Origin of the sequence: Oceanispirochaeta sp. (genome assembly GCF_027859075.1) — a bacterium.
Taxonomy (GTDB): domain Bacteria; phylum Spirochaetota; class Spirochaetia; order DSM-2461; family DSM-2461; genus Oceanispirochaeta.
Genome location: NZ_JAQIBL010000202.1, coordinates 1 through 10,573, shown reverse-complemented (window position 1 = coordinate 10,573; position 10,573 = coordinate 1). Strand labels below are relative to the sequence as shown.

Below are 10,573 nucleotides of genomic sequence, written 5' to 3'. Positions count from 1 at the left end.
TCAAAAATGAACTCATTCTGTGTTGAAAATGGATTTATATTCATTTTTTTAACTTTAAATATGACAAATATGGCCATATTTGTATGGCCTATGATAATTGTGTGAACAATGTGTGTGGCAGTGACTTTGTTCACTATTTGCCAATATAAAAGAAAAAGTTTATTATAAATTTAAAATATGAGAATTATTTGGGAGGCAATATATGCAAGTATTAAAAGAATCAGTAAGACAGAGGATTGTCACTTCTGCAAGAAAAGAATTTCGTAAAAAAAGCTTTGAAAAGGCATCAATGAGAGCCATTGCATCTTCTGCTGGAATGACTGTCGGGAATCTATACCGCTACTATAAAAATAAGGAAGATTTATTTGGATCTATAATCGATCCATTGTTCAAAACCCTTATGAATCTGAAGAAAGATATTCTCCTTGTTGAAGATGACAAGATTACATGGCTGTTGAATAGTCTTCAGGAATTTCAAAAAGAGTATAGAATAGAATGGCTTATTCTCTCAGCAGGATCTGCCGGATCCAAGTATGAGAAAGCACTGGACAACGTTTATGCACTTCTTCAGTCAACAATTAAAGATGTTCTTGAAGAGAACAACAAACAGGGCAGCCTGGCTGCACCGGTGGCATCAGCCATACTGCATGGTTTGAGAACAATTCTGCAGACTGAAAAGAAAAATTCACCCGAAGTGGTCCAGAGTTTTCTGCAGTTTATGATGTCAGATTTGATTGATCGCGCTGCTTCCTGATTAAAAAAAAATAACTTTACAGGGCTGAATCCTCATTGAAGAGGAATTCAGCCTTTTTTTAGCTCTTGAAGTCAACAGAGGATTTTTCAGGGAGTTGAGTAATAGCATTGGCTGATCTCAGAAGCCAGTCTCACATTATTGAAGACAAGTTCAACGTTGCTGTGCAGGCTGCTACCTTCCGAAAGCTCAGCAATCCTGGAGAGAAGATAGGGGGTTGATTTCTTTCCCTTGATTCCCAGACTTGCCATATCTTTCAGGGCTTTCTCAATCACATTATTGATGACTTCGGGATTCATGGAATACTCCTTAGGGATCGGATTCGCTATAACAATCCCGCCCTGTAGTCCCATATTCCATTTGGCCTTCATTAAAGAAGCAATAGATTCCGCCGATTCCATGGCATAGTCTACCTTGTACCCGCTCCTTTGTGTATAAAAGGCCGGTAACTCTTCTGTTCTGTAACCCAGGACAGGAACTCCCTGGGTTTCCAGATATTCCAAAGTCAAAGGGATATCCAGAATCGATTTAGCGCCGGCACAGATTACAGCAACCTTTGTATGAGCCAGTTCCTGCAAATCTGCAGAAATATCAAAACTGGTTTCTGCTCCTCTATGGACACCGCCGATCCCTCCGGTAGCAAATATGGGTATATTGGCCAGGGCAGCTATGATCATGGTCGAGGCCACTGTGGTTGCTCCATCCGAGCCGGTCGAGACCAGGTAAGGCAGATCCCTTCGGCTGGCCTTGGGAATTGCTGTTCCTTTTAACCCAAAATACTCAATTTCATCCACTGATAGTCCAGCCTTTAATCGGCCGCCTATGATAGCGATAGTCGCAGGAATAACACCTGCCTGGCGGACGATTTCTTCGACCTTCAAGGCGGTCTCTACATTTGCGGGGTAGGGCATCCCATGGGAAATGATGGTCGACTCCAAAGCCAGAACCGGTTTTCCTTCCGCAATGGCCTGAGCCACTTCTTCTTTTACATCAAGATAGCTTTGATTCATATTGATACTCCTTACAGAGATTTAATAGATAGGAAAGAGATAATTCACTGTTGATCGACTGGGAACAGAGCAGAGAAGAACCGGCAGCCAAATTTGCCAGGAAGGCAGATTCTATCATATTCAGCTTTAATATCACAGAGAGAACAAGGGCCGCCGAAGCTGCATCTCCTGCCCCGGTAACAGAATTGATTCGAAGGGGAACCGCTCCCATTTTTCCTTTGTTCTGTCCATCTGAATAATAAATTCCCTGAGAACCAGCTGATAGATAGACCTGTGATATACCATCTGACAGGAAGGCATTCATGGCCCTGTAATAGTCATCTTCTACCAGAATCCTCAGACCAGCATATTTTTCGGCCTCAATGACATTGGGTTTGATGACACAGGAAGAACCCATATTCCCTTTTAATTTTCCGATTTTGGCCGCCGAAACAGGATCGATAAATAATGTTTTCCCTGAATATAAACGATTCAAATACCCTAGTGTTTCTTCAGGAAGATTGGCGTCAAGAACCAGAACGTCAGAATGTTCAAGAATCTCTTTTTTTGATTCCATCAGGGCAGGAGTCATTTTATTCATCAGTGACATTTCATTGACTCCGTAGAGCATTTCCCCTTTTTCATCGATGAAGGCAGAATAGCGGCAGCTTTGCTCTCCTTCAATACAAAGGCAATGTTCCGTGTTCACTCCCGACTTGGCAGTCTCCTTCAGGATGACTGCACCGGAACTGTCATCTCCATAGAGGCTGAACAAAGAGCTGTTTAAACCGAGGCGGCTGCAGTTCTCGGCTATGTTTCTGGCAACTCCTCCTGTTGTGATGCTGATATGCCCCGGAACGGAGTCTCCCTGAACAGCCCTGAATGATGGTACCGTCTGAATATCCTGATTGAAGCCGCCTATAAAGAGAACCGTTTTTTCCATCAAAGAGATTCTGCCTTGAATCTCAGAAAAGAAGGATTGGACTTTATTCATGGGAAACCGCCAAACGAGTGAGGGCCCGGGGGAAGTTCAGAGCACACAGGCAGTGCATGGCAGTCCCCAAAGGAAGAGCGTTTTCATCCAGATTGAAACGTGAGTGGTGAAGGGGAAACGAACAGAGGGTCTCTTCATTTCTGCAGCCTAACCAATAGAAGGCCCCCGGAATCTCCTGGAGATAGTAGCTGAAGTCCTCACCGGCCATTCTGGGTTTCTCCAATTCCCGTATCTCCAGGGCTGTTCCTGCATAAGCGGAAGTTTCAAGAACAAAATCGCACATTTCGGGAGTATTAATAACTGGTGGATAGCCGGGTATTATATCCAGAGAGAATGTGGCTCCATACCGGGTGCAGTACATTTCCAGTGTTTTTCTGATCTCTTCCTGAATCTGTTTCCGGATGGATTCCGAGAATGTTCTGAAGGTCCCGGAGATGGATACCGAGTCGGGGATCACATTCGGCCTGTATCCTCCCTTAATGCTGCCGAGAGTCAGCACCGCTGGCTCTACAGGGTCAAGAAGACGGCTGACGATAAACTGGAGAGAATTGATGACCTGGGCAGCTATGGCGATGGGGTCCACTGACTGATGAGGGAGAGCGGCATGCCCTCCTATTCCAGTGAGTTCAATATGAAAGCAATCGGTAGATGCCATGGCCTTATCACTATTGATGCCCCCCGTTCCGCAGGGTTGAATTGGATCCATGTGTATTCCGAATATTCCCTTCAGGGGTTTGAGGACTCCAGAGTTCATGATAGGAAGAGCCCCGCCGGGATCTTCTTCTCCGGGTTGGAAAATAAAATAAGTATCCTGGGGCAGATCGCCCCCCCACTGCGCCAGGAGGACCGCTGCACCGAGAAGCATGGCCATATGGGCATCATGTCCACAGGCATGCATGGTGTTCTCTCTGAGGGAGGCATAGGGCAGACCTGTATTTTCAGGTATTTCCAAAGCATCCATGTCGGCTCTCAATCCAAGGGGGTTCTGAGAATCTAAACCCTTCAGCATTCCGATGACCGTATGCCCGGGTGTGTTTTCAAGAATTGGAATATCAAGATTCTTCAGAATCTTTCTGATATATGAAGCCGTTTCAGCGACTTCCAATCCAGTTTCAGGATGCTGATGGAAATGACGCCGCCATTCTATCAGTTGATCTTGTATTATTAGAGCCTCAGGAAGTAGGGAATCTATTCGTTTTTTCATTGTTTCATCATTATAAGTTTTGAACCACTCCGTGGCAAGCTGAATCAGCTTTAATCAGTAGACAGGTCCTTATCTGTTATGATAGTTTCATAAAAAATAGAGGAGAGTTTAATGCTCCAGGATGTACTCAAAAATAGCAGAAAAGTCGTTGTAAAAATCGGCAGTAATACCCTTTCCCGGGAAGACGGAACATTAAACCGTGATTTCTTTAAGGACCTGGCTGGACAGATCAATACACTCAGGACTCAGGGTTGTCAGGTTATTATAGTCTCTTCCGGGGCCCGGATAGCCGGTGTTTCCACCCTGGGGAAATGGAATAGAAAAGAAGATCTTCATTATAAACAGGCTTTGTGCTCCATTGGTCAGGTTGAATTGATGGATTCCTATAGAAAAGAATTTAAAGAGTACGGATTTGTTATTGGTCAGATTCTTCTGACAAAAGAAGATTTTAATGATCCCAACAGAACTTTGAATATCAGAAACACACTTTTTACACTCCTGGACGAGGGGGTTATTCCCATCATCAACGAAAATGATTCGGTCAGTGTTGATGAAATCAAGATCGGTGATAATGATAATCTGGCTGCTCTGACAGCGAATCTCTGGAATGCAGATCTGCTCCTCATCATGAGTGACATTGACGGTGTTTACGACAAGGATCCTGTCTCATCATCGGATGCCAATCTCCTCGAAGTCGTGGATGATTCAGCAAACCTGATTGGAAAAATTGAGATTGGAAAAAAGGGGAGCTTCGGTACCGGGGGTATTTCTACCAAAATAGAAGCCGCCATGAGAGTCAATGAATATGGAATTCCAATGATCCTGGCCAATGGTAAAAAAAAGAATCTTATCAGCAATCTGCTTAACGGATCTGCAAAAGGAACCGTATTTCTTCCCTAGCAGTCTGTCGGACTTAGTGCTTTTGAAACTATTTTTAGAAATTTTTCTTCTATTTTAGGAACGAATGAGGAGAATATCGAGCATATTTGACAATTGAGTGACGAAGAAGAGATGAAAAAGATCAAAAATAGAACAATAATGATTAAGTCCGACAGACTGCTAGAATAAGATTGTAAAACACATTTCCTCAAGGAGTCTCAAGTGACCCGGAATCTGTTTAAGAACCGTGATAATAAAGGTTATCTCTTTATCCTTCCCTACTTTCTGGCTATGCTGACCTTTCAGATTTACCCGATTATCTATACGTTTTTTTTAAGTTTTTTCAAACCTGTTAATTTGGTTAAGAGTGAGTTTGTGGGGTTCGGGAATTATGCGCGTTTATTAACCAATCCCCTTTTTTATACAGCCATCGGCAATACATGGTTTATCTGGCTCATGAACTACATACCTCAGATTGTTGTGGCTCTGGCTCTGGCTGTCATTCTGACAAATACAAATATAAAAGGGCGGCAGACATTCCGGACCGTCTATTTTCTGCCAAATCTGGTGACGGCTGCTTCAATAGGTGTTCTTTTTGCAGTGATGCTGGATTGGCGTTTCGGGGCTTTGAATCATGCGTTGATCAGAATCGGCATTTTTTCTGAACCCTATGAGTGGCTTCAGGACAAGATGGCAACACGTATTGCAGTCTCCCTGATTCAGTGGTGGCAGTGGTTCGGCTATACTATGATTATATTTATGGCAGGTTTGAGTGCCATCTCGGATGAACTGTATGAAGCGGCCCATATTGACGGGGCCAGTAAATTTCAGACTTTTTATAAAGTCACTCTGCCCCTGTTAAAACCAACAATGCTCTATGTCATGGTGACATCACTGATCGGCGGACTTCAGATTTTTGATATCCCCAGGGTATTAACAAATGGACGCGGCGGTCCTGATAATGCACTGACTACCATGGTGTTGTATCTCTATAACCAGGGGTTTAAAAACTTCAATCTCGGTTATGCCTCTGCTCTGGCTTATGCTTTGTTTGTCATGATTCTCATCTTCTCGGCAATATCATTTAAATTTATCAAACCAAGAGATTAGGAGGTTCAGTATGATTGAGAAAAAAAGACCTGCGTCGGTCATCTTTATGTATGTTGTTCTGATTTTGCTGGCACTGATCTGCATTGTCCCTTTTTATATTATGATCATCAACTCGACCCGGAGCAATACAGAAATTTCCCAGGGAATCTATCTCACTCCCGGAAACCAGCTCAAGGCCAACTACCTGATCATTCAGGGTAAGGTGAATATATGGAGAGGTTTTATTAGTTCTGTCATCATTGCGGTTCCTGCGGTACTATTATCAGCTTTCTTCTCTGCTCTGACTGCTTACGGCTTCGCCAAGTTTCATTTCAAGGGGAAAGAAGTCCTGTTCTGGATTGTTCTGGGAACCATGATGATCCCTCAGCAGCTGGGATTGATCGGCTACTACGATCTTTGTGTAAAGATGGGACTCATTGATAGTTATGTTCCTCTGATTCTCCCGAATATCGCTAATGCCAGTATGGTGTTTTTCATACGCGCCTATATCGAATCAAGTATCCCCGACTCCCTGATTGAAGCGGGGCTGATTGACGGTGCGGGTGAGTTTTATATTTTTAACAAGCTGATCCTGCCCCTTTCTATGCCGGCGGTGGCAACCATGTCGATCTTTACCTTTATCTATAAATGGAATGATCTGATTAACCCTATGGTACTGCTGAATTCTGCTGATAAATTCACTATGCCCGTGGTTATATCCAATATCAGAGGGCTCTATGAAGCTAACTTCGGGGCTATCTATCTGGGTGTTACCATCTCTGTGATTCCAATCTTAATTGTTGTGATCACCTTCTCCAGAGCTCTCATCAGCGGTCTGACCATCGGAGCTGTCAAGGGATGATCTTTCATGTCCTGTAGGATCTTATATATTCTGACGGGCTGACCCCTTCCTCCTGACGAAACACCACCGAGAAATGGCGGCTGCTTCTGTAACCCACTTTTGAAGCAATCTCCTTGATGTTCAGATTGGTGTTTTTCAGGAGGGATCTGGCTCTCTCAATCCTTATATCAGTTATATATTTTGTAAAGGCAATTCCTGAGTGTTTTCTGAAGAGGCTGCTCAGGTAGTTGGGGGTGACCTCCAGGCGGTAGGCTATCTGGGCAATTCCGATTTCTTCCTGGAAATGTTCTTCAATAATACGCACAGCCTGGTCTACCAGAACCGAGCGGGATTGGAGAGCCACCGGCTTTTTCTTATGGTCTATCGTCCTGAGAATAGAGGCGATTGTGTCTCCCGCGGAGTCGGGGAACAGGGCTCTCAGGTTTTGCCTGACCCCTTCATATACTTCTGCCGGGATCGATTCCCTTTCAAGATCTTCCGTTATTACTGTTTCCCTCTCATCCGTATTCAGGGTGATCCATTCTTCCAGTTTCCGGCAGAATCTTTCGACTGGTCCGGCCATATCGTCCCGAATATGCAGGACTGCCCCGGGTGGCGAGAGGAATCGCTGCCATCCTTTCTTTTCTATCGATTCCCAGTTTTGAGAAAACCTTGCAAAATCTATATCCCCGGGAATTCCGATGATATGGTAGTTATTGTCCTGGGAGTGAACAGAAGCAAGGAGAGAGGATATTTCCTTTTCACCCTTAGGCCTTATTTTATCCAGGCGGCAGAGGAAGAGGCAGCCTGATTCCAGTGAGACAATTCCTGCCTTGGTACTCCCATATTCTGTAGAGCAGAAATACTCTCTGAGATGACGGGATACATTGTTTCTGATTTCAAGAGATTCCTGTTCGTTCCGGGAACTATCCAGATATATGAGATAACCTGACCAGAATCCATTCTGCTGCAGCTCCGGCTCATATTCAAAGGCTGAAGTTCCTGAAATGATGTGGTTCAGGCTGTGTTCCAGCAGTCGCTGCTCTTCTTTTCTCTTTTTTACCAGAAGAAATTGAATCTGAGTCAGAATTTTTTCAAGCTCTTCTTTAGAGGGGGGTTTTAAAAGATAGTTATCCGCACCAAGCTGCAGGGCCTTGCGGGCATACTCAAAATCTGCATGACCCGTTAGGAAGACCCAATGAGCCTTTTCGTCTTTTAATTCTTCCATGGCATCCAGTCCTGATAATCCGGGCATCCGGATATCTGCCAGGACAAGATCCGGTGGATTCAGGCGGAACTGTTCAATCAATTCTCTTCCATTTGCCGCCTCATGAATCTCTGTCATGACCAGATTCGTTTCACAGATCATATCCTTGATGGTGAAACGGACCAGCTCTTCGTCATCGGCAATCAATATCCTCACTGCAGCGCGTCCTCCGGCTCCGGAATGGTTATAGTGATGGTCGTCCCCTCTCCGGGACTGCTCCTGGTGATGAACTCGGAACCTGGGAAAGCCATTTTCAGACGTTCGGTAACATTTCTCATCCCCACACTTTCTCTCTTCTCCATCAGGGTCATGTTGTAACCGCATCCGTCATCAGAGACGGTAATGACCAGACGACCCTGGCCCGATAGTATATATCTTTCAGCCTTGACGGTCAGCCGTCCTCCTGCTTCCTGAGGTTCCAGGCCGTGAATCACAGAATTTTCCACCAGAGGCTGTAGAAGGAGTCTGGGTATGGGAATCTTGTTCAGGTCTTCCGGAAGATCCAGCTTGTAATTGAGCCGCTGTGAAAACCTGATTTTCTGCAGATCACAGTAATGCCCGAGGAATTCGAATTCCTTCTCCATGGTTGTCCAGTGATTCTGATCAGTCACATACCGCAGCATCTCTCTCAGGGATAGAATGGCGGTTTCCAGTCTTTTGGTGTCGCCCATGCGATTCAGTCCGATGAATCCGCTCAGGATATTATAGATAAAATGAGGCTGTACCTGAGACTGGAGAGCCCAGTACTGAGCCTCCCTTTTTTCCAGGACTTCCCGGTACTTCATATGATTATCAAGAGTGAGGGAGACATATTCGGAAAAATTGATCATTCTGGTAATTCCCAGATCAGAGAAAATTGTTTTTTCGCTCATGATAAGGGCCACTATAAATCCGCGGCATTCGCCCCGATGGATCAGAGGAAGTGCCAGGATATCCTGAGGGTAGGGCTCATTAAGGACCAGAGATTCCTTGAGAGATGCCATTTCATCCAGAGGAGAGACAAGGGGTTCTCCCCTCTTCAACTTGAGTCCCAGAGGCGTTGTTGCCTCCAGAGATGGGACCAGACTGGACTGGCTTCCCCGGGAGGATTCCAGTTTAAACTGATTTTTAAGAGGGTCAAAAAGGTATATTGCGGCGACTTCAGCACTTGTGTCTTTAATAATAGTCTCTGTGATCAGATCGGTAAGATTCTCAAGGCTGGTTCCGTCTTCCAGAGAAACTCCCATATCCCTGGCAAGATTGAGGATGCTGTTGATGTTCCCTTTCAAATCAGAGGATAAGGAGTTGATGCGGCTCAGAAGTGTGGACAATTCATCATTGTCCTCCACCGGATAGGTCGTGCTGAAATCTCCCATGGATATATTCTTGAAGGCGGTCCCTGCCAGGTTTATTTTCTGAACAATCTGCCTGGAGATGATCAGGGCGTAGATCAGAGCGATCCCGCCCATCAACAGGCTGGTCAGGATGAACAGGATGTAGAGTTCTCTTTCCTGGCGTTTGCTCTGCTCCCTGAAGGATCTGTAAAAGTGGTTCATAAAACTCTCGAAGGTATTGGTAAAGTAGAAGGAGGTGTCTCTGAACTCATCAAAGAAGGGGATCAGGGTCTCATCTTTCTGCATCAGCACATAGAGGCCTTTTTCTCCTGCCTCCAGATTCTGAAGGCGACCCAGGATCTCAGACATGTAATACAGCTTGTTCAGAGCTTTCTGATTCAGGGTCAGGGCGGTTTTATACAGATCCTGAAGTTCGTCATCCTGCATGATATTCAGATCTCTGTCATCAATAAAATCCATAAAAGTCATCTGGTACTGATCTACTGCTTCCAGCCATGTTTTGTAGGCGGCGATGGAGCGGGGCGCATAGGTCAGGGAGCGGATCTGACTGTACATATGGGGGGCGAAGAGGTCAAAGATTATGTCTTTCATCAGACCCATGACATTTCGGGAGTGGGTTTGGAGCCTCTGTCCCTGGAGGATGGTTTCGTTGAGGCTCTGAAGTCGTTTCCAGTTCCACAGAGAGAGTCCTGTAATCGTTGCCAGGGAAAAAAACAAGAGAGAGGTCAGGATGAGGAGTTTATTGCGAATGCTCATTGGTTGATAAAGATTATCACAACCTCGGTTGTTAGGCTATGATTATCTGCGGGCTATATTTCCCAGCTGGCGATGAGGGACCTGATGGTGGAATACCTGAAGGAAAAAAAGAGCTGGGGAGCCTCTGATATCGAATCCAGCGGGAAGCTGATTCCCGAAGATCTGGCTGACAGGGCCATTGAGATGCAACTGGCTGATGGGAATGCAGGACGCTGATCTATAAAAAATTGTATTGAAGGATAAGAAGAGTTGGCCTGGAAATGGTCAGCTCTTCTTATTTGGTTCTTTTTTTCTACCGGCAGTTATGATCTGATTTGTCCCCAGAAGATGGTTGTACCACTGTTGTCATTGGAGCCCTCATCCCAGTCACTGTCCCAGCCATCCGGTTCCGATGCTGCTCCACAGTTTACTGTTTTGCTTTGTGTTTCATCCCATTCATCAAATAACTCTTTACCTGTTGTTGTAACAG

The 10,573-nt window shown here is 45.0% G+C and carries 10 protein-coding genes; 5 read left to right on the top strand and 5 right to left on the bottom strand.

The genetic code is table 11. From position 1 onward, the window contains the following. Window positions 1-202 precede the first annotated feature (202 nt). The gene (locus PF479_RS11370) at window positions 203-754 is read left to right on the top strand and encodes a TetR/AcrR family transcriptional regulator (RefSeq protein WP_298006464.1); all 552 of its coding nucleotides are present in this window, start codon (window positions 203-205) and stop codon (window positions 752-754) included. 86 nt (window positions 755-840) lie between these two features. On the opposite strand, the gene PF479_RS11365 is transcribed toward PF479_RS11370, so the two are convergent. Genes PF479_RS11365 through PF479_RS11355 form a run of 3 tightly spaced genes read right to left on the bottom strand, consistent with a single transcriptional unit; the run spans window position 841 to window position 3,938 of the window. Continuing rightward, window positions 841-1,761, bottom strand: a complete 921-nt coding sequence (locus PF479_RS11365; protein WP_298006463.1) for a pseudouridine-5'-phosphate glycosidase — start codon at window positions 1,759-1,761, stop codon at window positions 841-843. After that, on the bottom strand, window positions 1,742-2,734 hold the full coding sequence (locus tag PF479_RS11360; protein WP_298006461.1) for a carbohydrate kinase family protein: 993 nt from the start codon (window positions 2,732-2,734) through the stop codon (window positions 1,742-1,744). The genes PF479_RS11365 and PF479_RS11360 overlap by 20 nt, the downstream gene beginning before the upstream one ends. Beyond that, on the bottom strand, window positions 2,727-3,938 hold the full coding sequence (locus tag PF479_RS11355) for a M20 family metallopeptidase (protein WP_298006459.1): 1,212 nt from the start codon (window positions 3,936-3,938) through the stop codon (window positions 2,727-2,729). The genes PF479_RS11360 and PF479_RS11355 overlap by 8 nt, the downstream gene beginning before the upstream one ends. A gap of 111 nt (window positions 3,939-4,049) precedes the next feature. On the opposite strand from PF479_RS11355, the gene proB reads away from it, so the two are divergent. The 3 genes from proB to PF479_RS11340 all read left to right on the top strand — a co-directional run bounded on the left by proB (window position 4,050) and on the right by PF479_RS11340 (window position 6,768). Beyond that, window positions 4,050-4,838 carry a glutamate 5-kinase gene (gene proB / locus PF479_RS11350; protein ID WP_298006457.1) on the top strand — a complete coding sequence of 263 codons (789 nt, stop codon included), beginning with the start codon at window positions 4,050-4,052 and terminating at the stop codon, window positions 4,836-4,838. 201 nt (window positions 4,839-5,039) lie between these two features. Then, a complete protein-coding gene (locus tag PF479_RS11345) occupies window positions 5,040-5,927 on the top strand; it encodes a carbohydrate ABC transporter permease (RefSeq protein ID WP_298006455.1) in 888 nt (295 codons plus the stop codon). A 10-nt stretch (window positions 5,928-5,937) separates the two neighbouring features. Then, window positions 5,938-6,768: a carbohydrate ABC transporter permease gene (locus PF479_RS11340; RefSeq protein ID WP_298006454.1), complete on the top strand. Its 831-nt coding sequence runs from the start codon at window positions 5,938-5,940 to the stop codon at window positions 6,766-6,768. Between the two features lie 4 nt (window positions 6,769-6,772). Here the strand turns inward: PF479_RS11340 and PF479_RS11335 are convergent, their stop codons facing one another. Further along, window positions 6,773-8,170 (bottom strand): response regulator, encoded by a 1,398-nt coding sequence (locus PF479_RS11335; RefSeq protein WP_298006452.1) that lies wholly within the window; start codon window positions 8,168-8,170, stop codon window positions 6,773-6,775. Next, window positions 8,167-10,104 (bottom strand): histidine kinase, encoded by a 1,938-nt coding sequence (locus tag PF479_RS11330; RefSeq protein ID WP_298006450.1) that lies wholly within the window; start codon window positions 10,102-10,104, stop codon window positions 8,167-8,169. Before PF479_RS11330 ends, PF479_RS11335 begins: the two co-directional genes overlap by 4 nt. 84 nt (window positions 10,105-10,188) lie before the next feature. On the opposite strand from PF479_RS11330, the gene PF479_RS11325 reads away from it, so the two are divergent. Then, window positions 10,189-10,320, top strand: coding sequence for a hypothetical protein (locus PF479_RS11325; RefSeq protein WP_298006448.1), 132 nt, complete (start codon window positions 10,189-10,191; stop codon window positions 10,318-10,320). The last annotated feature ends 253 nt before the right edge of the window (window positions 10,321-10,573 follow it).

Excerpts from the sequence above, each read along its gene's own strand:
- PF479_RS11330 (WP_298006450.1), bottom strand. The coding sequence starts at position 10,104 with ATGAGCATTCGCAATAAACTCCTCATCCTGACCTCTCTCTTGTTTTTT.
- PF479_RS11360 (WP_298006461.1), bottom strand. The coding sequence starts at position 2,734 with ATGAATAAAGTCCAATCCTTCTTTTCTGAGATTCAAGGCAGAATCTCT.
- proB (WP_298006457.1), top strand. The coding sequence starts at position 4,050 with ATGCTCCAGGATGTACTCAAAAATAGCAGAAAAGTCGTTGTAAAAATC.
- PF479_RS11325 (WP_298006448.1), top strand. The coding sequence starts at position 10,189 with ATGGTGGAATACCTGAAGGAAAAAAAGAGCTGGGGAGCCTCTGATATC.
- PF479_RS11370 (WP_298006464.1), top strand. The coding sequence starts at position 203 with ATGCAAGTATTAAAAGAATCAGTAAGACAGAGGATTGTCACTTCTGCA.
- PF479_RS11355 (WP_298006459.1), bottom strand. The coding sequence starts at position 3,938 with ATGAAAAAACGAATAGATTCCCTACTTCCTGAGGCTCTAATAATACAA.
- PF479_RS11340 (WP_298006454.1), top strand. The coding sequence starts at position 5,938 with ATGATTGAGAAAAAAAGACCTGCGTCGGTCATCTTTATGTATGTTGTT.
- PF479_RS11365 (WP_298006463.1), bottom strand. The coding sequence starts at position 1,761 with ATGAATCAAAGCTATCTTGATGTAAAAGAAGAAGTGGCTCAGGCCATT.